The 25,517-nt window shown below is 41.0% G+C and carries 21 protein-coding genes; 5 read left to right on the top strand and 16 right to left on the bottom strand.

The annotated features are described in order from the left end of the window. Positions 1-56 precede the first annotated feature (56 nt). The 11 genes from N523_RS0106565 to N523_RS0106515 form a co-directional block, all read right to left on the bottom strand. Positions 57-770, bottom strand: coding sequence for a hypothetical protein (locus N523_RS0106565; RefSeq protein ID WP_028834668.1), 714 nt, complete (start codon positions 768-770; stop codon positions 57-59). Continuing rightward, a complete protein-coding gene (locus N523_RS0106560; protein WP_013462842.1) occupies positions 767-1,507 on the bottom strand; it encodes a hypothetical protein in 741 nt (246 codons plus the stop codon). The genes N523_RS0106565 and N523_RS0106560 overlap by 4 nt, the downstream gene beginning before the upstream one ends. Next, on the bottom strand, positions 1,494-1,847 hold the full coding sequence (locus N523_RS0106555) for a cupredoxin domain-containing protein (protein WP_028834667.1): 354 nt from the start codon (positions 1,845-1,847) through the stop codon (positions 1,494-1,496). The genes N523_RS0106560 and N523_RS0106555 overlap by 14 nt, the downstream gene beginning before the upstream one ends. Next, positions 1,840-3,141 (bottom strand): ATP-binding protein, encoded by a 1,302-nt coding sequence (locus N523_RS0106550; protein WP_028834666.1) that lies wholly within the window; start codon positions 3,139-3,141, stop codon positions 1,840-1,842. Before N523_RS0106550 ends, N523_RS0106555 begins: the two co-directional genes overlap by 8 nt. 62 nt (positions 3,142-3,203) lie before the next feature. Next, on the bottom strand, positions 3,204-3,863 hold the full coding sequence (locus N523_RS0106545) for a response regulator (RefSeq protein WP_013462838.1): 660 nt from the start codon (positions 3,861-3,863) through the stop codon (positions 3,204-3,206). Between the two features lie 11 nt (positions 3,864-3,874). Beyond that, entirely contained in the window at positions 3,875-4,522 is a 648-nt protein-coding gene (locus N523_RS0106540; RefSeq protein WP_013462837.1) for a hypothetical protein, read from the bottom strand. 294 nt (positions 4,523-4,816) lie between these two features. Further along, positions 4,817-5,587, bottom strand: coding sequence for an SDR family oxidoreductase (locus N523_RS0106535; protein ID WP_028834665.1), 771 nt, complete (start codon positions 5,585-5,587; stop codon positions 4,817-4,819). Then, on the bottom strand, positions 5,584-6,273 hold the full coding sequence (locus tag N523_RS0106530; protein WP_016900001.1) for a TenA family transcriptional regulator: 690 nt from the start codon (positions 6,271-6,273) through the stop codon (positions 5,584-5,586). Before N523_RS0106530 ends, N523_RS0106535 begins: the two co-directional genes overlap by 4 nt. Then, on the bottom strand, positions 6,266-7,738 hold the full coding sequence (locus tag N523_RS0106525) for an AMP-binding protein (RefSeq protein WP_442960088.1): 1,473 nt from the start codon (positions 7,736-7,738) through the stop codon (positions 6,266-6,268). The genes N523_RS0106530 and N523_RS0106525 overlap by 8 nt, the downstream gene beginning before the upstream one ends. 2 nt (positions 7,739-7,740) lie before the next feature. Continuing rightward, positions 7,741-8,397 carry a thermostable hemolysin gene (locus tag N523_RS0106520; RefSeq protein WP_028834663.1) on the bottom strand — a complete coding sequence of 219 codons (657 nt, stop codon included), beginning with the start codon at positions 8,395-8,397 and terminating at the stop codon, positions 7,741-7,743. Between the two features lie 86 nt (positions 8,398-8,483). Beyond that, positions 8,484-10,004 carry a sensor domain-containing diguanylate cyclase gene (locus N523_RS0106515; RefSeq protein ID WP_028834662.1) on the bottom strand — a complete coding sequence of 507 codons (1,521 nt, stop codon included), beginning with the start codon at positions 10,002-10,004 and terminating at the stop codon, positions 8,484-8,486. A 303-nt stretch (positions 10,005-10,307) separates the two neighbouring features. On the opposite strand from N523_RS0106515, the gene N523_RS0106510 reads away from it, so the two are divergent. From N523_RS0106510 to N523_RS0106500, 3 genes are all read left to right on the top strand, one after another. Then, positions 10,308-12,119, top strand: a complete 1,812-nt coding sequence (locus tag N523_RS0106510) for a glycoside hydrolase family 3 protein (protein ID WP_028834661.1) — start codon at positions 10,308-10,310, stop codon at positions 12,117-12,119. Position 12,120: 1 nt separating this feature from the next. Next, complete coding sequence (locus tag N523_RS0106505; RefSeq protein ID WP_028834660.1) at positions 12,121-12,855, top strand: 5-oxoprolinase subunit PxpA; 735 nt, start codon at positions 12,121-12,123, stop codon at positions 12,853-12,855. Positions 12,856-13,009: 154 nt separating this feature from the next. Beyond that, the gene (locus N523_RS0106500) at positions 13,010-15,028 is read left to right on the top strand and encodes a S9 family peptidase (protein ID WP_028834659.1); all 2,019 of its coding nucleotides are present in this window, start codon (positions 13,010-13,012) and stop codon (positions 15,026-15,028) included. Positions 15,029-15,720: 692 nt separating this feature from the next. On the opposite strand, the gene N523_RS0106495 is transcribed toward N523_RS0106500, so the two are convergent. Then, positions 15,721-17,322, bottom strand: a complete 1,602-nt coding sequence (locus N523_RS0106495; RefSeq protein WP_013462827.1) for an isocitrate lyase — start codon at positions 17,320-17,322, stop codon at positions 15,721-15,723. Between the two features lie 239 nt (positions 17,323-17,561). On the opposite strand from N523_RS0106495, the gene N523_RS0106490 reads away from it, so the two are divergent. Further along, positions 17,562-19,739: a malate synthase G gene (locus N523_RS0106490; RefSeq protein WP_028834658.1), complete on the top strand. Its 2,178-nt coding sequence runs from the start codon at positions 17,562-17,564 to the stop codon at positions 19,737-19,739. Positions 19,740-20,143: 404 nt separating this feature from the next. Here the strand turns inward: N523_RS0106490 and N523_RS0106485 are convergent, their stop codons facing one another. The 4 genes from N523_RS0106485 to N523_RS0106470 all read right to left on the bottom strand — a co-directional run bounded on the left by N523_RS0106485 (position 20,144) and on the right by N523_RS0106470 (position 24,834). After that, positions 20,144-20,869: a YebC/PmpR family DNA-binding transcriptional regulator gene (locus tag N523_RS0106485; RefSeq protein WP_028834657.1), complete on the bottom strand. Its 726-nt coding sequence runs from the start codon at positions 20,867-20,869 to the stop codon at positions 20,144-20,146. Positions 20,870-21,023: 154 nt separating this feature from the next. Next, positions 21,024-21,641: an HAD family hydrolase gene (locus N523_RS0106480; protein ID WP_013462823.1), complete on the bottom strand. Its 618-nt coding sequence runs from the start codon at positions 21,639-21,641 to the stop codon at positions 21,024-21,026. A 251-nt stretch (positions 21,642-21,892) separates the two neighbouring features. Next, a complete protein-coding gene (locus N523_RS0106475) occupies positions 21,893-22,387 on the bottom strand; it encodes a DUF6702 family protein (protein WP_016899988.1) in 495 nt (164 codons plus the stop codon). A 2-nt stretch (positions 22,388-22,389) separates the two neighbouring features. Continuing rightward, entirely contained in the window at positions 22,390-24,834 is a 2,445-nt protein-coding gene (locus N523_RS0106470) for a M1 family metallopeptidase (protein WP_028834656.1), read from the bottom strand. A gap of 428 nt (positions 24,835-25,262) precedes the next feature. Here N523_RS0106470 and N523_RS0106465 point away from each other — a divergent pair, with 428 nt between their 5' ends. After that, complete coding sequence (locus tag N523_RS0106465; RefSeq protein WP_028834655.1) at positions 25,263-25,499, top strand: hypothetical protein; 237 nt, start codon at positions 25,263-25,265, stop codon at positions 25,497-25,499. Positions 25,500-25,517: the final 18 nt, after the last annotated feature.

Below are 25,517 nucleotides of genomic sequence, written 5' to 3'. Positions count from 1 at the left end.
ATTTATAAAATAGCTTAAGCAGCCCGTTTTATAAATTAAGTACTTGTTTAAAGAGCTTAAAATTCAAATTCTAGTGCCATTCTAAAGCTATGATTTTTCTCTGACTGGCTGATTTCGGTAATAAAACCGGCTTCCCACTTTAATTGTTTTTGCCCATCAAAGCGATGTAACCCTATAAATCCGGGGCCAATACCGACAAAGTCTTCGCCAAGATAAACCTCAACCGCTGGCTGAAAAGCAGACAAATAGCGGTAGCGATATTGCGCTCTAAATTCGCTTTCCCACTCATTTTGTATATCTTGGCCCCACTCGTACACTAAAAATGCATTCATAGTGAGACTTGCACGACCAAACTCTTTTTCAATCACAAAACCGGTGGTTGCTTCGTATGCGTCGGCGTCATGCTGTTTTTCAAATTCAAATAACGCGCCCCAATCAGCCCATAGCCTGCCCTGCTCTATTAACTGCCAACGAAGTTCTAACTCATACGCTTGCAAGCCAAAGTCACCATTATCATCGCGCTCGCCCACTAAATAGCCTTCCAATGCCATGGTGTCGTTAATTGCGCCGCCTAAGCCAACGCGCTGCGCTAAAATATTACCACTGTCGGTTTGATGTGACACAAGCCGCCACTCTAGCTCGCGCTCAAACGGCAACACATAAGGATGATAAACTTTATCAACCACTATGCCATCAGCATAAGCCAGCTTAGGTATTAATAAACAAAAACCAATTAATACAGTGGCTGCAAATAGGTTTATTGCTTTCATGATTGTTCCTTAGTTATTGATTTAGGAATAAAATAACAAACTGATAAAAATAACACGCTGCTCAGCACATAACTTAAAACACTGGTTAAATTAGGCGTAGCCTCATAACCGATAAGTGCGCGCAAAACCCGTCCAAACTCTGAGTTTTCAGTTAAAATAGCACGTAAATCCCATACGGTTGCCGTTGTTGCTATCAAATCAATTTGGCTCGCCAAATCAAGTGCCACAACCAGTTTTGCCGCACTGTTTAATGCTAACAATACCAATAAAGGGATAAGCCCAAAGCGCTGTTTGATTGCACTCAATAAAAAATACAACAACACACTAAAGCTACTGCATATCCCTAAGCCTAAAAAAGTGCCAATAAATAAGCTTTGTGCTGCTTCGTTGTTTTGCCAAAAGCCAATCAGGTAAATAATGTAATGACTTAAATAAAGAGTCATTACACTGATAATCGCAATCATAAATGCAGGCGTTGCTTGTTTAATGGCGTAGTACAGCGCACTGATAAACACTAAAATACATAAAGCAATTTGGGTATATTCTAAACCCTGGTAGTCGAACAAGGGACTAATTAGCGGAGCACTTTTTACAAATAAAAATGATAGCCCCACACCTAAAACAAGCATCCCCAGTACCTTCACTAAACTTTGCTTGGCAATCACTTGGAGTAAAATAAGTAAAATGGCCACCGGCAATAACTGATTGAGGCTCATCACAAGGCTAGTTATTAGCATCAGAACCCTCCTTTTCGGTCGCTATTACAGCACCACGCGCCGTATTGGGTGAAAACTCGCCAAAAAATTCATAACGCCCAGGAGTTAACGGCCCAATATAAATAACGCTTTTGCGATTAGGGTAAAGTACTTTCTCTCGGTTGAGATCGAAACTGTCGAATTCTTCAGGCGTACTATCTTGATTTTCGATTAACAAGCGTACCTTTTTATTGGCCGGCACCACGATTTCTGCGGGATAAAACAAATGATCTTTAAGTACAATAAGATAGTCTTTACTGGCGGCGTTAAATGATAAAAATACGCAACAATATAAATAGGGGTGAATAAGTCGTTTAATCACATTTAGCTCCTGCAAAAACTACCTGTACTTTTAAGCCGCCCAAATCGCTGTCTGTTAAATTAATTTCAGCGCTATAAATAGCAATAATGTGCTGGACTATTGCCATGCCTAAGCCCGCACCTTGTTCACCCGAAGGATGTTGGTCACCGCCAACGCGATAAAAACGGTTAAATATCCGTTGTTTTTGATCGTCCGTCATACCTGGACCGCTGTCTTCTATTTGCCAAATACGCTGCCTGTGCATCTGCTTTAGGGTAATTTTTATTTGTCCGTTTGCAGGCGCGTACTTTATAGCATTACTCAGTAGGTTTGAAATCAACGTCACTAAGGTAAACTCATCACCGTTAATAGTAAAGTCATCTCCCTCAAGGCTAATGGTGTGATTTTTAGCCTCTATTTTTTCATATAGTTGGCTAACTACTTCTTGCGTGATCGCTAATAATGACTGTTCTTTAAACTGCTTTTGCCACTGCTCTGGCTGAGTACGCCCTAGTATTAGCATTTGCTCCACTATATTGGTGAGTCGATTAATACCTTGAGTCATGGCTTGTAATTCTTGGTTATCGCCTTGTTGGGCGGCCAAATTATGCACATTAATTTTTAAACTGCTCAGGGGAGTACGTAATTCATGGGCGGCATCTGAGGCAAAAAAACGTTCTCGTAAATAGGCCGTTTCTACGCGTTTAAATAAGTCGTTTAAGCGGCTGATCACTGGTTTTATTTCTTCATCCGTCACCTGCCAACTGATCGCTGTGAAATCATTTGCTTGGCGCAGGGCTAACTGTTTTGATAAACGGGTTAACGGTGCCAGTGCATATTTAACAAAAAAGCTAATAAATAGCGCAAGCAAAGGAACCGCCCATAACATGGGTAACATGGCTGATAAAATCACCGCCTCGGCAAGCTCAAACCGCTTAGCAATCGGCTCGGCAACAATAACGGTGCGTAAAGAAGTAGCAAAAACGAATACCCGCATTCGCTGCCCTGCAATATTAAGCGTTTGAAAACCTGCTTGATATTGGCTCAAATCAAGATTTAATTCGTCAGAACCGCTAAGTAGCTCACCACTTTGCCAAATTTGATACAGTAACTGGGCGCTTTCTTGCATTTTTGGCGCCATAGCGTTTATAGATAGAGGCTGTTGCATCAAGACTCCAGCCACCACTTTTAGCTCACTATCGAGTAATTGCTCACCATGGCTCATACTTTTTTGATAGCCTTTTACTAAAGCTAAAAAGCAGGTTAACACCATCATTGACAGTAAGATAAGTGTTAAACGCTTACGAATTGACATAGAGCATGGTTACCTTTGTAAATTCAAGTTTGTGCAATCTAGGGGTGTTTTAATCACGTGAGCTATCTCTTTCCCACAACATAGCCAATACCACGGAGAGTTTTAATAAAATCGCTGGGGAATTTTTTTCGTAGGTGATGAATATGCACCTCAATGGTGTTAGAGCCAACCTCTTCACCCCATTGATAGAGTTTATTTTCTAATTGCTGCTTAGATTGCACGCGACCTTGGTTTTCCAGTAACGCTTTTAGCAGCATGTACTCTTTTCGCGGCAGAGAAAGTAGCTCATCGTTAAGTGTGACACTGTGCGCTGACGTATCCATAGTAACATCACCACATTGTAATAAGCTCGACTGAGCTTGATTTACACGTCGGCTCGCTACGCGCAAACGAGCAAATAATTCGGCTGGTTCAAATGGCTTAGCTAAATAATCATCAGCCCCCATATCAAGCCCTTGCACTTTATCATCTATGCTACTGCGAGCGGTTAGTATCACCACCGGAATGACTTTTTTTTGTGCTTTTATGTGCTTTAAAATTTGCGAACCATCACCATCAGGTAAGCCTAGGTCAAGTATAACCAACTCTATTTCGCCACTGCCTAAACATTGCAACGCATGCTTAACCGTTGCGCTGTGTTCTACACTGTAGCCTTCTTGGCGCAATGAGCGGCAAAGCCCTTGCGCCACAAGATGATCATCTTCAACTAATAATAAATGCATTGTTTGTTTTGTTATCTCTTTAGTTTTTTATCAACTTTAGCTAATAATTGGCTAATTGCTTGCTGACGATATTTGTCCGCTTTAGCGCGAGTATCACGAATACCGGCCGCTTGTGCAACTAACAAATGGGCTTTGGCTTGCTTATATTCACGTTCGTCGTATAAAAACTCACCATACAAGTAATTAGTATCAATGCCTTTTTGATTAAAAGCGAGTGCTTGCTTAAAAAACTTATCGGCGGTGTCATCATCACCAAAGCCGATTGGCCACCCTGGTACTTTACTGTATAAGGTTGCCAGGCTGGCATACGCTGAGCCACCTAAAGCACTGTCGTCTATTTTAAGGGCTTGCTCTAATGATGCCTTTGCATCTTTGGCATAACCCAACGCCCCTAAGCCGCCTTTTGCACCCGCAAAACTTGCCAGCACAATGCCGTTCCATGTATAGCTATTTGCTGAATTAGGATAGTTTTCAATAAATTGAGCACTTTGCTCACTCAGTTGAGTAAAGGCTTTGATTTGTGCGTCATCTTTAAGCTCATAATTAGCGACCGCCCATTGCTGTTGAATAGCGAGTAAGTCGCTTTGTTCGTCTGCAAATACCGGCGATGAAAACACACTAACAATGCTTAAATAAGCTGCTAAAGTAAATTTTTTCATAATAAATCCTCTATTATTTTGGGTCTGCTGACCTTTCAAGGTTGAATTTGCAGCAGCCTGTTTGGTATTTAGGCAAGGCAGAGCCTATGTGGTGTGGTTATTCCCCATAAATTGGCGATAACGCAGCATCAATGTCAAACGGGCGCTGCCCGAAGGGTTCTGCCTAGGGGCGATCTACTCTTTGTTGCTCGGTTTTGACTTAGCCTACTAGGTTACAAACCTCGCGCCGCGATTAAATCGCCCCTAGTTTGAACAAATTTCAATCCGCAAAGGTCAACAGACCCTAGTGAACAACTAACCTAAAAAGCTTTTTATTTTAGGGAGTTGTTTAGCAATTGCGTTATCTACAATACGTGGAAAAACGCCATTGATACGTGCAAAAAGTTTCTCAGGAAAACCAATAAATCGTCTGGTTTTATTTGAGTTTAATAACGCAACTAACTCATCAGCCACCAACTGCGGAGAGTCCATTTGATTACCAAGCGCTTTGTTCATTGCCCGCGTTTGAGCATCATTAATGTCGGTATCAGTTGCTCTAGGTGCCAAATAAGTAACTCTAACGCCAGTGTCTGAAAGCTCTCGTGATAACGCTTCGCTAAAACCACGCAACCCAAATTTACTGGCACAATAAAGTGTTTGATATGGGTAACCTATGCTGCCAAAAGACGACCCAACATTAACTATGGTGCCTCTATTCGCTTGCAGCTGCTCTAAAAACAGCTGGCATAGTTTCATCGGGACGGCTAAATTAGTGCTCAGTAGATTATCAATTTGTTCACTACTACAACTACTTAAGCTTTGCATAACATTAATGCCTGCATTGTTTATGAGTAATTTAGCACCGCCCAATTTTTTGGCTTTAATTGCCAATGCCAGCATGTTTTCTGCAACGGTTAAATCTCCCACAAAAGTCATACTACCTGGGCACTGGCTACTTAGCACATTTAGCGCATCGCCATTACGCCCTACTAATAGTAATTGCCAACCTTGTGCGTGCAGTGTTTTGGCAATCGCTTGGCCAATTCCCCCTGTGGCTCCTGTTAACACACATAAGCCGGTATTCATGCGTGTTGCTCTTGCGCTGATGCTTTAAAGAACGGCTCGTCATCTAAAGCGCGAAAAATATCACCGTACAAACGATAAAAACATTTTGCGCCATGTAAAATAGCTTGCTGATCGGCCTCATTAGTAATTTTGTTCATCAAGTTTTCAAAAAACTTTACGTGCTCTATATCAAGCGCACCATGAGAGGTTAAATAGCTAAATGCTTTTTTAGGTAAACCAACTGCATCAGCAATATTTGAAGCTGCGCCATCAGCCAGGGCAATTGAAGTCCCTTCGAGTACATGAACCATGCCAAAAAAGCTTAATGGATTTTTACGAGCGATACTGTCATACGCATACGAGACCATCATTTCGGTAGCAAATTGTGGCTTACTATGGCGCACACTTTCTTTATCAAAACCACACGCGGCAATATCGTTAAGCACCCATTCTTGGTGGCCAATTTCCTCTTCAATGTATTCGGCTACGGCTTCACGTAACCATTCTTGTTCGTCGGTTAAACGGGCACCTAACGACATCATTAATGGCACAGTGTGTTTTACATGATGGTAGGCTTGCGCTAAAAATGACGCATACTCTTCAAGTGATGCTTGGCCTTTAAAAACGCGCTGTATAATTGGCGCAGCTAATAAGTACTCGCGCTCGTTTTGAGTTTGTGCTTTTAATGTATTAAAAAAATCAGTCATGGATCACTTCTCCAAGTCGGTAAAATTGTTCAAAAATAAGGTTAAATTGCTGGCTAATAGCCTGGCGCTTAGGGCGATTATTGGTCGTTAGTAACCCTTGCTGAACACTTAAAGGCTGAGCTAACCGATGCCACTTTTTAACTTGTGCATAATCGGGTAACTGTTGATTTATAAATTTCATATGCTCACTGAGTTGTTGCTCACTCAACTCAGGGATTGCATAAATAATCGCGGTTAAAAAAGGTCTGCCCTCACCAAAAACAACGGCTTGTATAATCGCGCTTTGGCTCAATATTAATGACTCAGGCCATTCAGCACTGACATTGCGGCCCATGCTGGTAATAATCAGGTTTTTAAGTCGCCCTTTTATATAGAGCTTATTGCCATGCTGAGTCACTAAATCGCCCGTGGCATACCAGTTATTTGGGTTATGCGGCGCTTGATTTAAATACCCTAAAAATAGCTCACCCTTTATGTACAACTGGCCTTTTTCGATTTTAGTTTGTATGTGCGGTAGTACAGTACCGGCACTCTTTAAATCATCATTTTTGGGCGTATTTAAACTTACGACAGATGCCGCCTCTGATAATCCATACCCCTGATAAACAGGTAAATTAAGCTCTCTGGCGGTGGCAATTAAAGCATCACTCACGAGCGCTCCGCCAACTGCAATAAACTGTAATGACTTTGGCGGCTGCCAACCTTGTTTTGCAAACGCAATTAAACACGTTAATAACTCAGGCACTAAAATAAGGGTGTTAGGTTTTACACTGTCAATTGCACTAATTAGTTTTTCAGGATTTTTTAACCCTGAGCCAACAAAACCCAATTCGTTTAACGGCATTAAATGTACACAACCGCCACTTAATAATGGTGCATAAATACCTGCAATATTTTCCAGTAATACAGGTAATGGTAGTAAACATAAGTGAGTTGGTTTACTTATACCTATTTGCTCACATAACGATTGTGCAACTTGCATTTGGCTATGAGTTGATAAACACACACCTTTTGGCTCGCCTGTAGAGCCTGACGTGAAGGTGATTTTTTGCGTGCCCTCAAAGTAACTAATCGGTTCTTTAACGTTGAGCTGATAAATATATAAGGTGTAATGATCAAACAAAGTAATAGACAATGTATGCGCACCCAAAGAAAGCCTTGGCATATCACTTATAAACAGCTGTGCACCACACTGTGCCAACACATATTGCGTTTGTTGTTGACTAAAAAAATGGGCGATCGGTATAGCCACTTTATTAGCAACGCTGGTCGCAGCATCAAGTACCAACCATGCAGGTGTGTTATCAAGTTGAAATGCAATTGCATCAGCATCTGAATTTGCAAAAATTTCCGCTACTTTATTTATTTCTTGAAGCAGCTCAGCACCTGTGAACTGTTGTGTTTGATTCGCAAAATGCGCAACTACCGCCGGCTGAATAGCTAAATCATTTAAGCTATTTAACATACTCATACCGCCTCCAGCGCATTGATTAATGCCGTAATGCCATGTGTATTTTGTTGTTTAATATCAAGTAGCATTGGCGTATTAAGTACTTGTAGATGTGCTTGCTCTAAATTAACAATGCATACTGTAGGCTGGTTCGCGTAGTAACTTCCCCAGCTTTTTGGTTGCTCAACAACACTGCTGTTAGCCAATGCAATTTCATTACACGTTACCCCTAATAAACGCAATAAAGCACGTACATGTTTGGTGGCACAAAAAACCAAATTAGTAGCACCAATAGCTCTTAAAGCTTCATTAACAATAATAAAATGCGATAATGTGGCTTTTCTGTGTGTTGAATAGAGATTACCTAACTCAAACACTTTACTGCGCTGTGTGCCCATTGGTAAAAACTGCTCGATGGGCGCTGCTAAATATTGTTCAATAAATAAAGGAGAAGTGGCGTTTCTAAGCCCTAAAGTGCAATGCCCTTGCTGAGTTTTATACTGACAGAGTAATGGCATAAATGAAGTTAGGCTGGCATTGTACGCAGCTAAAAAGCCTTGTTTTACTGTATCTTCAAGGCGCTGACGGTGTTCATCACATTCTCTGGCGCTCACAAACTGTGTAAACGACTGAAAAAGTGTTGATGATGACTGTTGTTGTTGAGCTAATTGCATAAAAGCATCGCCTGTATTAAATCTATAGGTAGAATTTAATAGGCGAAACTTAAATAAAACTTAAGGTAAATTAATTTTTTAAAAATTTAATTTAGACTGGCAATAACGGTTTTATTTCGGCCCGTTTCTTTTGCATGATAGAGCGCTTTGTCAGCACATTTGTATACTTGATCAATATCATCACTGTGCTGCGGCCATGTAGCAATGCCGATGGAGACATTTATACAACCAACTTTGGCCATCGGTGTATTCGCCACTTCATTACGTAACCGCTCAGCAATAACAAACGCACTATCGCTATTTTCGTTCGGTAATATAAGTAAGAATTCCTCCCCACCAGTTCGCGCGACAATATCATCTTTGCGAGATACCTGCTTGATCACACACGTTAAAATTTTTAGTACCTCATCGCCCACATCATGGCCAAAGGTGTCATTAACCCGTTTAAAAAAGTCGATATCTATTTCTAGAACCGCAAAGGGGATCTGTTCTTGAATTAATTTATCTAACAATAAATACAAACCTCGCCGATTATGCGCACCAGTTAGCGGATCGGTGAGTGCATCTTGGCGTAATTGCCCCATTTTCGACTGCAGTATATTAACTCCTTCTAACATGGCTGCTTTAAGTTGCTGACTTTCAAAATACCAAGATTTAATACTTTTAAGATTCGCCACGTTTTGTTGATCAGTCGATAAATTTGCACTGTCAGCTAGTAACCTAAGGGGCTTAGCAATAAAATGCGCTAACACACCAATCAATACAAAAGTAATTAATACAATTGGTAGCATTCGCTTAAGCACCAGCCCTTGAAAAGTATCTAACGTGGCAAGTGTTGCCACCTCACTACGCTGGGCAACTACGCCCCAATTAGCAAGTTTAACGGGTGAATATCCAGCAAGCATAGACACGCCTTGGCTATTTAAAACCCGGGTGTATCCATCTTCGCTTTGCAAAACACGCTCTATTACTGGGTTATTAATGACTTGTTCGCCAATCCGCTCAGTCTCAGGATGATAAAGTAAGGTTTTATTATCAGCCACCACATAAAAGTATGCCCCGCCATCGTAACTATGCTGTTTTAATAAGGCGTTTAAAATGCTCTGTTGTTCTAAATAAAAGCTACCGCCAATATAGCCATAGTAGTTACCCATCTCGTCAAATAAAGGATAAGAAAGTACAACAATTAAGTTATTCGCAAGCGATACATAAGGACGACTAACCAATGGACGCTGTAGTTTAAAGGCTTGTTTAGAATGAGGTGAATTAACGGTTTTATTAATAATATTTAATGAAACAGGTGAGGCCGCTTTAACGACACCTTGCATGTTAATTGCTACCGAATTAAAGCTATGTGTTTGGTTTAAAAGGCGGTTGGTTTCAGCTTGGAGTAACTCAGTATTGGTAATGTCTTTAGCAATAATTTTGGCTGAAAACTCAAGTTGCTGCATCGCGGCGGCTAAAAAGTGATCGGTCGCCGAGGCAAGCTTACTAGCAAATACATGGTTACTTTTGAGAGTATCTTCTATTACCCGTTCTTTTTGTACTTGGTAACTAATGTATAAACCACTGAACAAAATAGCGGCTGTAGCAGTGATAGCTAACAACAGAATTAATTGCCTAAGTTTAAAAGTAAATGGTGATCGAAAACGCAACTTATTATCATCCTAAGCAAATAAAAACGACTGCTATGTACTACATATATCCTAAATATAATACAGAAATTAAACTAAGTAGCCTAATTTTTGTTATTTTTGGAATAATAAAATGACATTTATTATATATGTCGGGTTTTGCAGTTAAGCTCAATAATAGTTAAGCTGCATGCACTTTATTTTTATTTAGCCTTGAGGTGTGTGTTGCTAAATAAGTACCTGTTGTCGTCTTCTCTTTTTTTAATCGGATGTTTCATGCCAATAAAATCTTCTTTTGCCGATTCTGCGCTGTCGCTTGAACAGCAACTTGGGCAAAAACTTATGCTCGATTTACGCTACTTTTGTCACCAAGGCAGCAGTAAGCGCTGCAGAACAGCATTAACCGAGTTACCAGATACACTAGCCAAAGCGATTAGCCGTTATGATATTGGCGGGGTTATTTTATTTTCTGAAAACACCCAAAGTATTGAACAAATAATTAGCCTTAATCAGCAACTGCAACAAGCTGCGTCTCACTCTAAATCAGGCTTACCGCTTTTTATTTCAATTGACCAAGAAGGTGGACGCGTAGCACGACTGCCACGCGATGTGGCCACTTCGTTTACCGGTAATATGTCAATTGGCGCCACCTATCCAGAGCATGGCACTTATTTCGCTACCCAAACCGCGAATATTCTTGCCTCGGAGCTTTCAGCATTGGGGATTAATGTAAATTACGCGCCAACCGTTGATGTTAATATGAACCCAGACAATCCGGTAATTAATGTCCGCTCTTTTAGTGAAAACCCAAATGATGTAGCAGTATTAGGTGCCGCACAAGTTAGTGAATTTGAAAAAAATGGCATTATTAGCGCACTAAAGCATTTTCCTGGGCATGGCGACACCAATGTAGATAGTCATACCGGCTTGCCTAAAGTGATGCATTCAAAAGAGGTGATTTACGCACAAGATTTAGCGCCCTTTAAACACATTATTGAGCAGCATAGTCCGGGCATGATAATGACTGCGCATATTCAATACCCTGAGCTTGATAGCAGTACCTTGACTAATGTTGATGGCAAACAAATGATCAAGCCCGCGACAATGTCGCGTAAAATCATGACCGATATTCTACGTAAAGAACTTAACTATCAAGGTGTGGTGGTAACCGATGCACTTGATATGGCAGGTATTAGTCACTTTTTTAGTCCAACTCAAGCAATTATAAACACCTTTGCCGCTGGGGTTGATATTGCGCTTATGCCAATAGAGATTAGAACGCCAGATGACATTAAAAAGCTCGATGCTCTCATTGAGTCATTAGTCAGTGCGGTTAAATCAGAGCAACTAAACGCACAGGAAATTGCGCATTCAGCACAGCGTATTACCTCACTTAAAAGTAAATTTAAATTAAACGCTTTTCCTGATCCCATTAAAGCATTAGCCAATGCTAAGCACATTATTGGTAATAAAGCACATCGCGAATTAGAAGCGTCACTGGCATTAGCGGCGATCACCCAAATAAAAAATAACAACAACACCTTGCCACTTAAGCTTACTGCTGGCCAACACATTCATATTATTATGCCCGATACGCGTAAATGTATTGCCATACAACAAGCCATAATGGCACTGAGCTCACACGCATTAGTTTATAGCTGTAGCAGTTTACAAGGTTTTGACCCTGTTGAGGCTCAGCGTAATATAAACCAAGCTGATATTATTATTGCCGGAAATGCCACGCCTAATCAAAGCGCGGTGGAAATTGGCGGGATGGATGATTTAGCCGATAACCCAGACTTTGCCCTCAATAACGCAGAGCAACCTAAAGCACTTGAATCATTACTTAAAATGGCTAACAAGCAACAAATACCCACCGTGTTTATTAGTTTGCGAGCTCCTTATGATATTGCGCAGTTTGGCGACTCTGCCGATGCAGTATTAGCTTCATATGCTTATAATATTGACGTAGACAAAAACGAGCAAGTATCTGGGCCTGCATTTACAGCACTTGCTAAAGTATTACTCGGTCAAGCCCCTGCTAAAGGCAGCTTACCGGTAACTATTAAACAATCAAAGAGCCACTAATATGAAACTCAATTGTGATTTAGGTGAAAGCTTTGGCGCGTGGAAAATGGGGCTTGATGATCAAGTAATGCCGCATATTGATATGGCAAACATTGCCTGTGGTTTTCATGCGGGCGATCCTAGTGTTATGGCCAATACTCTTAAGCTCGCTAAACAGCATAATGTTATGATTGGCGCTCACCCAAGCTACCCCGATAAACAAGGATTTGGCAGACGCTCAATGAACCTGAGTGTGGCCGAGCTCACTCAGTGTTTACACTACCAAATAGCTGCCCTTGATGGTATGGCAAAGGCACAAGGATTAACCCTTAACTATGTTAAACCCCACGGGGCACTTTACAACGACATGATGAAACACCAGCCACTACTTAGTGCTGTGATGGGCGCGGTTGCCAGCTACCCTGCTGACCTAAAATTAATGATACTGGCCACGGCCGATGCTAAACACCACCATACAATGGCACGTCACCTTGGACTAACGCTTGTTTTAGAAGCGTTCGCAGACAGGCTATATACTGATCAAGGGCACCTCGTAGCAAGAAATATAGCAGGCAGTGTGCATGATAAAGCAGCATTATTGGCTCAGGTTAAACAGCTTTTAACTAGTAACAGTGTGACTACCCAGTCAGGAAAATCGTTAAAACTTAACGCCGATAGTATTTGTGTGCACGGTGATAACGCCCAAGGTGTTGCGCTTATTGAAGACATTAAGGCTCTTTGCAGCGCAAGCGTATAACTTCCTCTAAGCTGTAAACCCCCTTTACAGCTTTTACTTTCTTTTATCATCTTCATTCATTGGTAGTTTTAAATACTGGCTTCGTCGCATCTGACTGTTAATTATCCCTCTCCTACCCTATAAATAGAGCAGTGATTTAAAACAGGGATAAATAATGAAAACGCTTTTAGCTATGAGTCTTATACTGGGCAGCAGTCAATTAGCTGTTGCCAATACCGATACATTACAACTTCAAGATATCTTCAATCTTGAATATGCCAACCAAATAGACATAACAGAAGACGGTAAAACCGTGTATTTTGTCCGCAACCGCATGGATATTAAAACCGACCGTAAAGTAGGCAATATTTGGTCTGTTGATTACAGCACAGGGCAACTACAACCATTAACTTCTGGTGTATATATGGATTACTCGCCAGTAGTCTCTCCTGACGGACAGCGACTTGCTTTCATATCAAACCGAGATGGTAGCAACCAAATATATATTAAATGGTTAAAAACAGGGGCTATCGCTAAGGTTAGTAATTTAACTAGCAATCCAAGCTCACTAACTTGGACTCCTGATTCAAACCAGCTGGTATTTAGTATATTTGTTCCAATGGCGACGTCTGCGCCTGTCAGCTTACCTGGAAAACCAAAAGGTGCCACGTGGGCAGAGCCTGCTAAATATATTGACGATGTTTATTATCGTGCCGATGGAGGGGGTTATACTGAAAAAGGGTTTAGTCAATTATTTACACTTGATGCCAATGGCGGTAATGCTCAACAACTCACCAACGATAATTTTAATAATGGTGGGGAAGTCAGCTTTAGTAAAGACGGTAAAACTTTGTATTTTTCTGCTAATCGCAATGAAAATAATGAATTGAAGCCCACTAACACTGAGCTCTATCAACTCGATTTAGACTCGCTAGCAATTTTCCCTCTAACTGAGCGTAATGGACCTGATCAACAACCTAAAGTTTCACCCGATGGCAAATACCTTGCCTATACAGGGTATGACGACAAGCGTACTAATTACGAAAACACCCAACTCTATATTCGCGATTTAAAAACAGGGAATACTCAAAGCCTAACCACCGATTTTGATAGAAGTGTTGGCCAAATTAAGTGGAGCGCGAACTCAAAAGGGCTTTATTTTAGCTATGCCGATGAAGGGCAAACTGCGCTGGCTTATCAACCTCGAAGTGGCAAACGCAAAGTGATTACCGAAAAAATAGGCAGTGTTGCGTTTGGGCGTCCTTATTCTGGTGGTGATTTCGATATTAGTGAAAATGGTGACATTGCATTTACCTTGGCTGATACCCAGCGCCCTGCTGATGTAGCTACAATAAAACGTGGCAAAGTACAGCGTTTAACTGATTTAAACTCAGATGCACTACAAACTAAACAGCTCGCCAAGGTTGAAGAGCTATGGCTTAAATCAAGCCACGATGAGCTGCCAATACAAGGCTGGGTTGCTTACCCACCGGGTTTTGATAAATCAAAAAAATACCCACTAGTGCTTGAAATTCATGGTGGCCCTGTCGCTAATTATGGCCCGCACTTTAGTGCCGAAGTACAACTATTTGCCGCTAAAGGGAACGTGGTTTTATACATGAACCCACGTGGTAGTGATTCATACGGTAAAGAGTTTGCGCAAACCATTCATCATAATTACCCAAGCAATGACTACGATGATTTAATGACGGGTGTTGATGCACTCGTTGCCAAAGGGTTTATTGATGAATCTAAACTATTTGTAACCGGTGGCTCTGGCGGCGGTGTATTAACCGCATGGATTGTAGGTCATACAGATCGCTTTGCTGCAGCTGTGGTTGCCAAACCAGTAATTAATTGGATCAGCTTTGTACTCACTGCCGACTTCTATCCTTTCTTTGCCGATTATTGGTTTCCGGGCAAACCTTGGGATCATATTGAGCATTACATGAAACGCTCACCCATCAGTTATGTTGGCAATGTTAAAACCCCAACCATGTTACTCACGGGTGAGGCAGACTACCGTACGCCTATTTCAGAAACAGAGCAGTTTTATCAAGCCTTAAAATTGCAGGGGGTTGATACTGCGATGGTGCGTATTCCAAACGCCTCACATGGTATTACTGCCCGTCCATCTAACTTAATGACCAAAGTGGCATATATTCAATGGTGGTTTGATAAGCATTCGAAATAAAACGCAGAGTTATGAGTGACGAGCTATATAAGCTCGTTGCTCGTTGCTCGTTGCTCACAAGTGTAAACCCCCTTTACAGCAATAATGTGAGTAACCCCTTACATACTCAAACTAAATATCGGACTTAGCTTCAGACTGAGTTGGTAAAAAATCGGTTTATAGAAGAAATAGTGCTGTGAGTTAGTAAAAAATCGGTTTGAGTCACTGTTTATAAGCCCTCAGTTAGTAAAAAAATGTTTTATAAGTAGCGACAGTTAGTAAAAAATCGGTTTATTACTTTCTAAACCCTAGTTAAAAATCCTCAATTTGAGCATTTAAATGCTCAAATTGAGGATTAGAAAGGCAAATCTACCCTTAATGATGAAGAGAATGGCTGTTTTTATCATGGTTAGTTAAAACCTGATCTGTATTTTAACTAGCTAGTTAAATCGTGATCTGCTTTCAGTATGTTAGTTAAACTCTGATCTATATGTGGTAAAAAGCGGGTAATTTATTGTGCTTACCAGTGGCAAAGCGTAATCAACATTAAGCCCTCACAGCCGAGCATAAACATCCTTTAAATTTATTTACACTTTTAACCTGCATTGCATCCCTGAATAACTAGCTAGTAAAATACTGATCTATTAAATTTTGCCTTTATGCGGGCATAAAAAAAGGGCCTTGCGGCCCTTAAGTAACACTATCTAGTTGAATTAAAATTGGTTCATGGTGTTAGCTTCACCACCGGCTTTAAGTGCATTCTCACCTGAGAAGTACTCTTTGTGTGTATCACCAATGTTTGAGCCTGCAAGGTCTTGGTGTTTAACAGACGCTTGCTCACGACGGATTTCTTGACGCTGTACATCACGTACATAAGCCAGCATACCTAAGTCACCAAAGTAACCTTCAGATAGAATATCTGTGCTTAATGCTGCTGTGTGGTACGTTGGTAACGTGATTAGGTGGTGGAAAATACCCGCTTCACGTGCACCATCGCGTTGGAAGTTTTGTACTAATAAGTCAGCGGCTGCTGCAAGCTCTGTTGCATCCATTTCTGGAGCCATAAGCGCTTTGTTATCATCAAGACTTGGGTAAGCGCTCAGGTCACGACCTTCTTCCTGCCATTCTTGGTATACTTGCTCACGGAACTTCAGCGTCCAGTTGAACGATGGTGAGTTGTTGTATACTAATTTAGCATCTGGTACTTGCTCTTTTACGCGATTAACGAGTTCAGCAATTTGTTTTACATGTGGTTTTTCTGTTTCAATCCACAGTAAATCCGCACCTGACTGTAGGCTCGTTACACAATCTAGTACTACACGGTCTTTTTCAGTGCCTTCGCGGAACTGGTATAAACCATTGTCTAAGCGTGTTGGCTTACAAAGCTGACCATTAAGCTTCATTGCTGTTTCGCCTTCATTTAAGTCATCAACACTGTTTACTGGGGTTGTTTCTAAAAATGCATTGTATTGGCTTGCTAAGTCACCTGGTTTTTTTGAAACCGGTACTTTTTGCGTAAGGCTTGCACCTAGTGAATCGGTACGCGCAACGATAATACCGTTATCAATACCTAGCTCTAGGAACGCGTAACGCACTGCATTAATTTTTGCTAAAAAGTCTTCATGTGGAACCGTCACTTTACCTGCTTGGTGACCACATTGCTTAGCATCTGATACTTGGTTTTCGATTTGGATAGCACATGCACCCGCTTCAATCATCTTTTTAGCTAGTAGGTAAGTTGCTTCTTCGTTACCAAAACCGGCATCAATGTCAGCAATAATTGGTACAACGTGCGTTTCAAAGTTATCAATTTTGTTAAGTACTGCTTGAACGTCGCCGCCGTTTGCTTTTGCGTCGTCTAATTCGTTAAATAAGTGGTCAAGTTCACGTGCATCCGCTTGCTTTAAGAAGGTATAGATTTCTTCGATAAGTGCCGGTACTGATGTTTTTTCATGCATACTTTGATCTGGAAGAGGACCAAACTCAGAGCGAAGCGCTGCAACCATCCAACCGCTTAGGTATACGTAACTGCGCTTAGTTGTTTTTTGATGGCGCTTAATTGCCATCATCATTTGTTGCGCAGTAAAACCATGCCAACAACCTAAAGACTGTGTGTACTGGCTTGTGTCTTTATCGTATGCAGCCATGTCTTCACGCATGATGTCTGCTGTAAATTGTGCAATATCAACACCAGAGCGAAAACGATTTTGTAAACGCATACGTGTTGCGTATTCAGGATTAATTGTTTTCCATGCACTGCCCTGTGATTGGCATAATGTTGCTAGTGTATCTGTTTCGCCTTGATATGTTGTCATAATAAAGTCCTTCGAACGGGTATTAATATTTATTGTTGAGAGAGTGACTACATCACGTTAGCTCTGTAGCGCTTAATTAAACATTAGGCTTATTTTTTAGATTTAGTAAATTTATAGTTTTTATTGTGGCTATACATATAGTGAATGACTAAAAAGCATTCAAAGCCACTTTTTTGCGATATGGTAGGTGTACGCATATAAAAAATTGCACACTGTCGGACCGTTTAAGGATATTAATTATGAGCCACACTCTCACCCATTCAGGACTCAGCGTTGATAAGCAACTTGCTGAATTTGTTAAAAAACAATTATTACCTGGTACCCATCTTGATGAACACCAGTTTTGGAAAAGCTTTGCCAACATAGTGCAAACACTTACACCATTGAACAAGTCACTACTGGCTAAGCGTGAACAGCTACAAAAGCAAATTGATGACTACCACCTTGCAAATAAAAATGCTGACCAAGCTCAGTATCAAGCGTTTTTAAAAGATATTGGCTACCTAGTTGATGAGCCTGAAAACTTTAGTATTGAAACTCAAAATGTAGAGCCAGAAATAGCGTTGACTGCAGGGCCACAGCTAGTGGTGCCGGTTAGTAATGCACGCTTTGCACTTAATGCAGCTAATGCACGTTGGGGGTCGTTGTACGATGCTTTATATGGAACCGATGTATTAAGCGAAGACGACGGCGCCGAAAAAGGCAGCCAATACAACCCTGTTCGTGGCTTTAAAGTAATGGCTTACGCAAGGCAGTTTTTAGACAAAGCATTACCGCTTGAAAATGGCTCGCACATTGAAAGTACAAATTATTCTATTGTTGACGGCGCCCTTGCTATTACCCTGCGCGACAGTTCGCACACCACACTTAAAAACCCTGAGCAACTGATTGGCTATCAAGGTGAAGCACAAAACCCGAGTGTTATTTTACTTAAAAACAATGGATTGCATATTGAGCTGCAAATAGACCATCACCACCCTATTGGTCAAGCTGATAAAGCAGGGTTAAAAGATGTGGTGCTAGAAGCCGCACTAACAACCATTATGGACTGTGAAGACTCGGTTGCCGCAGTGGATGCAGAAGATAAAGTACAAGTTTACAAAAACTGGCTTGGTTTAATGCAAGGCAACTTGGTTGAAACGTTTAGAAAAGGCGACAAAATGGTCGACCGAACGTTACAAGCTGACCGACAATATACAGGTCTTGATGGCCAAAAACTGACCCTCAAAGGGCGCAGTATGATGTTTGTGCGTAACGTGGGACATTTAATGACAAATCCAGCCATTACCGATGTAAGCGGCAATGATGTGTTTGAAGGCATTATGGATGCCATGTTCACCGCAACAGCTGCTTTGCACGATTTGAACACTAAAAACACGATTAAAAATTCAACCGCGCAAAGTATTAATATTGTAAAACCGAAAATGCATGGCCCTGATGAAGTCGCCTTTGCTAATACTTTATTTGGTATGGTTGAAGAGGCACTGAGCTTGCCTAAAAACACCCTTAAAATGGGTATTATGGATGAAGAACGTCGAACATCAGCCAACTTAAAAGCATGTATTCATGCAGCAAAAGAGCGTGTTGTGTTTATTAACACTGGCTTTTTAGACCGCACTGGCGATGAAATTCATACCTCAATGCAAGCGGGTGTTGTGCTGCCGAAAGCGGCTATTAAAGCACAGCCTTGGATCAGCGCTTACGAAGATCGCAACGTTGATATTGGCCTAGCCTGTGGCTTAAGCCATAAAGCGCAAATTGGTAAAGGTATGTGGGCAATGCCAGATAAAATGGCGATGATGATGGAGCAAAAAATAGCGCACCCTCAATCTGGCGCAAATACCGCTTGGGTGCCCTCCCCTACTGCCGCCACATTACACGCAATGCATTATCATGATGTTGATGTATTTAGCCTGCAGCAAAGCATTGCCACGCGTCAAATAGCAAGCCTAGAGGGCTTACTTACACCGCCGCTCATGCCAAACCCTGAAACGCTATCAAAAGAAGATATTCAAAGCGAGCTTGAAAACAACGCGCAAGGTATTTTAGGCTACGTAGTACGTTGGATTGACCAAGGAATAGGCTGCTCTAAAGTGCCTGACATTAATCATATTGGTTTAATGGAAGACAGAGCCACCTTACGTATTTCAAGCCAACATATCGCCAACTGGCTACATCATGGTGTATGTAGCAAAGAGCAAGTACAAAAAGTGATGGCAAAAATGGCTAAGGTTGTTGATGGCCAAAACGAGCATGACAGCCTTTACACGCCAATGGCAACTAATGAGCAGACATTAGCTAAAAGTATTGCGTATCAAGCTGCTTTAGCACTGGTATTTGAAGGGGTTAGCCAACCGAGCGGTTACACAGAGCCGCTACTACACAGCTACCGCTTGAAATATAAAGCACAGCACTAACTTAAAACTTAACCTAAAAATAAAAAAATCAGCTTTACTAGGGTCTGTTGACCTTTCAAGGTTAAATTTGCAGCAGTCTGTTTGGTATTTAGGCAAGGCAGAGCCTATGTGGTGTGGTTATTCCCCATAAATAGGCGATAACGCAGCATCAATGCCAAACAGGCGCTGCCCTTCGGGTTCTGCCTAGGGGCGATTTACTCTTTGTTGCCTACATGGATGTAGGTAAGGGGCGTGAGCAGGACGCGGAAGCTTTGCTCGGTTTTTACTTAGCCCACTAGGTTACAAACCTCGCGCCGCGATTAAACCGCCCCTAGTTTGAACAAATTTCAATCCGCAAAGGTCAACAGACCCTAAGCTAATTTTTAATAACGCTAGTGAATAATCACTATTCAAATCACTACGAATTAATTTTTAATGGTCGCGTTGTGATAAACATTTTGTACGTCATCGCAATCTTCAAGCATATTGATAAATTTATCAAAGTTGGCAATAACTTCTTCATCAGTGATTTCAACATGTACTTGTGGCACAAAGGTAATTTCATCAACTTCAAAGTTAATGCCTTCAAATGCCTCTTCCAGTGCCGTTTTAGCTTTAAAATACTCAGTATGCGGTGCAAACACCGATATCTTGCCATCTTCGGCTTCTACATCGGTTACATCAACGTCAGCCATCATCAGGGCTTCTAACACAACTTCGTCGTCATCGCCCGCAAATCCTAAAACAGCAAGATGATCAAACATATGTGCAACACACCCAGGCGTACCTATTTTTGAGTCTGTTTTAGTAAACGGTAAGCGTACATCTTTAATTGTACGGTTTGGGTTGTCGGTTAAACAGTCAACAATCACCATACAATTACCAGGGCCGTAACCCTCGTAACGGGCTGAAGAGTAATCTTCCCCTGCCCCACCGGCTGCTTTTTCAATTGCTTTTTCGATTACGTGCGCAGGAACTTGGTCTTTTTTTGCTTTTTCAATTAAGCGGCGCAATGTTTGATTTACATCGGGATCGGGTTCACCACTTTTGGCTGCAACGTAAATTTCTTTACCGTACTTCGAATTTACTTTAGTTTTTGCGTTGGCTGTTTTAGCCATCGAACTTTTGCGGACTTCAAATGCTCTGCCCATCTTGTGCCTCTATTGAATACATTTGGTTTGCGATATTTTACCAATTCAAACCGTATTGGGCTAGTGGTTCAACATGCTATGCTGTGCAAAAGCAGCTGGGTATTAATTTAAATAATACCCATTATGTCATTAAATAAATAAAACGAAGCTCAATTTAACATAACTCAACTTTTTCAGCGTAATTGTCAATTAATGACACCAACTCATCAAACGCATGAATAACAAAATCGGCTTGTTCGGCATACCCGGGGGTTACATCAGGTGCATACAAACAGGCACGCATATTGGCATTGTGCGCCGCTTGTATGTCATATAAATAATCACCAACATAAATCACATTATCAACCGGCATTTCCCATTGAGTTGCAACCGTTAATAAAGCGCTCGGATCGGGTTTTGCTGGTGCGTCTGTTCGGGTGAGTACTGTTTCTATTGGTAGCGGGTTATTCTGTAACTTTAATGTCGCCGCCTTATCAAAATTACGTGTAACAATAGCCATAGGTATGTTTTTAGCTTGTAGCGCTTTAACAGCCTCTACAACGCCAGGTAGAAGCTTAGCCGATTGTGCATCTAACAACTCATGCTGATGCACTATATTCATTGCTTCTTCACGCATATAGGGGGAAGGCAGTTGTTCTATGTAATCGAGTAAGTCTTGCTCTGCAGGGCAACCTACTTGGGCTTTTATCAATGAAAAGTTTAATTCTGAAGATACTAAAGTTCCGTCTAAATCAAAAATAACACCTTTGATTGCCTCAATTTGCGTTTTCATTTCATTCCTTGCGCTAAATAATTAGCTCAGTATGCTAGGTTTGGCTTAGGTTATCTAAACCTTTAATAAAAAGTATATCAATAAACATATAAAAAACAGCTCAGTCCATTGAAATTTAATTATAGCTCATTCGATAACGTAATAGTTTGGGTTTGTATAACTGGTATAATAAAGACTGTACGATGCAATTAATTAACTCGATCAGCTATAAAGGAAAGTGCGCACCCTCTAAAGGTGCACAATAATAGTGGTTATTTCGGCTCAAATTTCGCTTCAAGCCAGGTATCGTCTTGGCTAAAGTTTAAGGTTTTTATCTGTCCTCGCCCTTCAACATTCACCATATTCACTTGTGCAGGCCACAAATCACGCAGTGCACCATGACTCATTCTAATGCCCTCAATCTCATCGGGAATAGCAGCTTCTTGGTACACCCAAAAAAACTTACCATCCACTTGTGCACCTACATAATTAAGGGTGAGGGGCTCACCGCTCAAGGTTTGTAAGGCAACATGAGATTCAACATACTTGGCAAAGCGTTTTTGGTCACGCTTGTTACTCATAATATCCACTTTGCCTTTAAACAAGTTACCAACAGCATGCTCTGTGTCATGTAAATAAAAACGATGCATCAATTCAATATTGTGCGTACGCTGATTAAATAACACAGTTGTAACGGATGATTTTAATTGATGCGCCATACTTGGCGCAGCAATTAAAAAACAAACAATAATAAGCAAAAATCGCATTATTATTGGTCCTCGTCGTTATTTTTTTCGTCTTTTGGCTCGTCTTTTTTCAGCTCTGTTTTGATATCTTGCATAATATCACGGCTTACTTTTGCCTTGCTCTTTTCACGTTTATACACTTCAATACGCGAAGGAATAATACGACGTGGGTAGTGGTTATTTTCTACATCAACATCTGCTGTTTCCCAGCCTGGATCAACCGATACTGAGGTAAGCGGTTTGTTTTTGTCGGTAATAATCAGCTTTTGTACGTTTTTGTGATTACGACGCCAAATTTCTGCAGGAATATAACGTTCCTCTTTAGTGCCATCTTCATACGTTAGCTCTAAAAGAATTGGCATCACTAAGCCACCGAGGTTTGAAAACTCCATCACGTAGTAGTTTTTGTCTTCTTCAAGCGCGCGATCAAGTGTTTTACGCTCCCACGGCTTTAAGCCTTTTAAAAACTTGTTGTACGTATTACGCTCTTTGTTTGTAACGGTAAAGCGGTCGTTTTCGTCATAAAAGTCTGTCACATCTGGATTTTGTTCAACCCACGTTTTTTTACCTTCAGCGCGATTACGCTCAACAAATAATGAACTTGGCTTATTCGCTTCAATATCACGTAAACGTTTAAAGTCGATATCTGGATTTTTAGTGTCTAAACGTAATTGATATACTTTATCAAGCGAGATATCAACATGGTCTGTGGTGTAGAACCAACCACGCCAAAACCAATCTAAATCAACACCTGAGGCTTCTTCCATAGTACGGAAAAAATCAGCGGGAGTAGGGCGTTTATACTTCCAGCGCTGAGCGTACTCTTTAAAGGCAAAATCAAATAATTCACGCCCTAAAATCACTTCACGTAAAATATTTAATGCCGCAGCTGGTTTAGTGTAGGCGTTAGGGCCTAAACGTAGCACGCTGTCTGATTGCGTCATGATAGGCACTTGAGTCTCTGACTTCATGTAAGCAACAATGTCACGTGGTTCAACGCCCCATGGAATGGTTGGATCCCATTCACGCCCAGCAACACCGTCTAAAAAGCTATTTAAACCTTCATCCATCCAAGTCCATTGGCGCTCATCTGAGTTTACAATCATTGGAAAGTAGATATGACCAACTTCATGAATAACAACACCAATTAAAAAGCGCTTTTCTGCTTGAGAGTAAGTGCGTGTACCATCGTCTTGTAAATCTGTACGTGGGCCATTAAAAGTGATCATTGGGTATTCCATACCCCCTACAGGGCCATTAACTGACTGCGCAGTTGGGTATGGGTAATCAAATGAATACTGTGAATACACTTCCATCGTGTGTACAACCGCTTCAGTTGAGTATTTCTTCCATAAGTCGCCACCTTCTTTAGGGAAGAACGACATCGCCATAACGAGTGGTTGTTCATCACCACCTTGCTGGTAACCTTTAGCATCCCACATAAATTTACGTGATGATGCCCAAGCAAAGTCACGAACATTTTCTGCTTTAAAATGCCATGTTTTTGTTTTGTCTGTACCGGCTTTTTCGTTTTCGAGCGCTTCTTCTTCGGTAACAACAAACACAGGGCGTTTTGCTGTTTCAGCTTCTTTTAAACGCTTGCGCTGAGTGCTGGTCAATACCGAGCTTGGGTTATCAAGCTTACCAGTTGCCGATACAATATGATCCGCAGGAACCGTAATTTCAACATCGTAGTCACCAAACTCTAAAGTGAACTCACCACTGCCTAAAAACGGTTTGTTTGTCCATGCTTCGTAATCGGTGTAAGCCGCTAAGCGAGGAAACCACTGTGCAACTAAGAAAATATCGTTACCGTCTTCTTCAAAATGCTCGTAACCTGCACGTGCGCCTACCGCGTCTTCTTCAACGAGGTTAAACGCAAAGTCCATACTAAACTCAACATCTTTACCGGGTTTAAGTGGCGTATTTAAATCAATGCGCATTAAGGTATCAACCACAGTCACGCGCAGCGCTTTACCATCTTCATCTTTAACATTGCTGATGGTGTAACCCAGTTCATTATCGTCCATAAATTGCTGACGACGTAAATCACCTAAGCTTAACTTAGCAGGCTTTGCATCTGGCTCGTTCTGTAGGGTACTTTTAAATGTTTGCGTGGTTTCTGCAATTGAGTCATTTTTAAAAATATTTTGATCAAGCTGAAGCCATAAATACTTTAATGTATGCGGAGAGTTATTTTTATATTCAATTGTTTGACTCCCCGTTAAGCGACGCTTTTGCTCATCAAGCTTTACATCAATATCGTAATCAACGCGTTGTTGCCAATAATTTTCAGCAGGGGCACCAGCTGCACTGCGGTAAACGTTAGGCGTAGGTAAAGCTTCATCTAGTTGACGAAACTTATCAACATAGCTGCCTTTAGTTTGCTCAACAGATGAGGCAAGCACAGAGCTTGCCATTGCCAAAGGCAATACAAACGCGCTCAGTGTAAATAAATTTTTCTTCATTGTTAATCCTGATCGATTTTAGTAACGCTACTGTGACAAATTTACAGCTTAGCTTCAATAAAATAGCGATAAAACCCTGCTTTTATAGGGTGATATTCCACACCTTTTTGTAAATACAATAAATAGCGTTTTATACAACAAAAAAGAACGGAAATTTCGTCAGAAATTGAATAAAAAAACAAAGGCCATTAATACGCTAAACAAAACTGTAAAGGGGGTTTACAAAATAGACTGGCTATCACTAAAAGTAGAGATAAAAGCAAAAAACACAGCTATTTTCATTAAAAAAGCTAAATAACGCAGTTTTAGGTTGATCTTTACTATGGTTTGTAATTAGAATCGCCCACTTTTTTAATTTGAGAGCATTTTTTTAGCGTTTCTCTCAAATATTTTTTGTTCTAACTAGTCGTAACAAGTGTGGTGAGTTTATGGATTTTTATGTCCTAAAAAAGCAGCAAAAACTAATTGCAATACCAGCAGACGTGCAAAATTGTAAGCAGTACATAAACTCGGGTTATCTGTATATTGATAAAGTCGCTGCTTGTAATGAAACTAATGCACTGCAAGTATTACAAGCTAAAAAAGCCAAAGCATTAAAGTGGCCTTTAACAATCGCGCTCGCTGCTTTGCCCGTTATTTTTATAGCCTGGTATGCTTTAACCTAAAGCGATACTTGCATCTTT

Origin of the sequence: Pseudoalteromonas sp. 23_GOM-1509m, from assembly GCF_000518425.1 — a bacterium.
Taxonomy (GTDB): Bacteria; Pseudomonadota; Gammaproteobacteria; order Enterobacterales; family Alteromonadaceae; genus Pseudoalteromonas; species Pseudoalteromonas tetraodonis.
Note: the sequence above shows the minus strand (reverse complement) of the source record. Positions and strands in the feature narration are given on the sequence as shown.

Bases quoted from the DNA above. Each gene is read 5' to 3' on its own strand.
- N523_RS0106565 (WP_028834668.1), bottom strand. From the start codon at position 770: ATGAAAGCAATAAACCTATTTGCAGCCACTGTATTAATTGGTTTTTGT.
- N523_RS0106560 (WP_013462842.1), bottom strand. From the start codon at position 1,507: ATGCTAATAACTAGCCTTGTGATGAGCCTCAATCAGTTATTGCCGGTG.
- N523_RS0106550 (WP_028834666.1), bottom strand. From the start codon at position 3,141: ATGTCAATTCGTAAGCGTTTAACACTTATCTTACTGTCAATGATGGTG.
- N523_RS0106545 (WP_013462838.1), bottom strand. From the start codon at position 3,863: ATGCATTTATTATTAGTTGAAGATGATCATCTTGTGGCGCAAGGGCTT.
- N523_RS0106540 (WP_013462837.1), bottom strand. From the start codon at position 4,522: ATGAAAAAATTTACTTTAGCAGCTTATTTAAGCATTGTTAGTGTGTTT.
- N523_RS0106535 (WP_028834665.1), bottom strand. From the start codon at position 5,587: ATGAATACCGGCTTATGTGTGTTAACAGGAGCCACAGGGGGAATTGGC.
- N523_RS0106530 (WP_016900001.1), bottom strand. From the start codon at position 6,273: ATGACTGATTTTTTTAATACATTAAAAGCACAAACTCAAAACGAGCGC.
- N523_RS0106525 (WP_442960088.1), bottom strand. From the start codon at position 7,738: ATGTTAAATAGCTTAAATGATTTAGCTATTCAGCCGGCGGTAGTTGCG.
- N523_RS0106520 (WP_028834663.1), bottom strand. From the start codon at position 8,397: ATGCAATTAGCTCAACAACAACAGTCATCATCAACACTTTTTCAGTCG.
- N523_RS0106510 (WP_028834661.1), top strand. From the start codon at position 10,308: ATGCCAATAAAATCTTCTTTTGCCGATTCTGCGCTGTCGCTTGAACAG.
- N523_RS0106505 (WP_028834660.1), top strand. From the start codon at position 12,121: ATGAAACTCAATTGTGATTTAGGTGAAAGCTTTGGCGCGTGGAAAATG.
- N523_RS0106500 (WP_028834659.1), top strand. From the start codon at position 13,010: ATGAAAACGCTTTTAGCTATGAGTCTTATACTGGGCAGCAGTCAATTA.
- N523_RS0106495 (WP_013462827.1), bottom strand. From the start codon at position 17,322: ATGACAACATATCAAGGCGAAACAGATACACTAGCAACATTATGCCAA.
- N523_RS0106490 (WP_028834658.1), top strand. From the start codon at position 17,562: ATGAGCCACACTCTCACCCATTCAGGACTCAGCGTTGATAAGCAACTT.
- N523_RS0106485 (WP_028834657.1), bottom strand. From the start codon at position 20,869: ATGGGCAGAGCATTTGAAGTCCGCAAAAGTTCGATGGCTAAAACAGCC.
- N523_RS0106480 (WP_013462823.1), bottom strand. From the start codon at position 21,641: ATGAAAACGCAAATTGAGGCAATCAAAGGTGTTATTTTTGATTTAGAC.
- N523_RS0106475 (WP_016899988.1), bottom strand. From the start codon at position 22,387: ATGCGATTTTTGCTTATTATTGTTTGTTTTTTAATTGCTGCGCCAAGT.
- N523_RS0106470 (WP_028834656.1), bottom strand. From the start codon at position 24,834: ATGAAGAAAAATTTATTTACACTGAGCGCGTTTGTATTGCCTTTGGCA.
- N523_RS0106465 (WP_028834655.1), top strand. From the start codon at position 25,263: ATGGATTTTTATGTCCTAAAAAAGCAGCAAAAACTAATTGCAATACCA.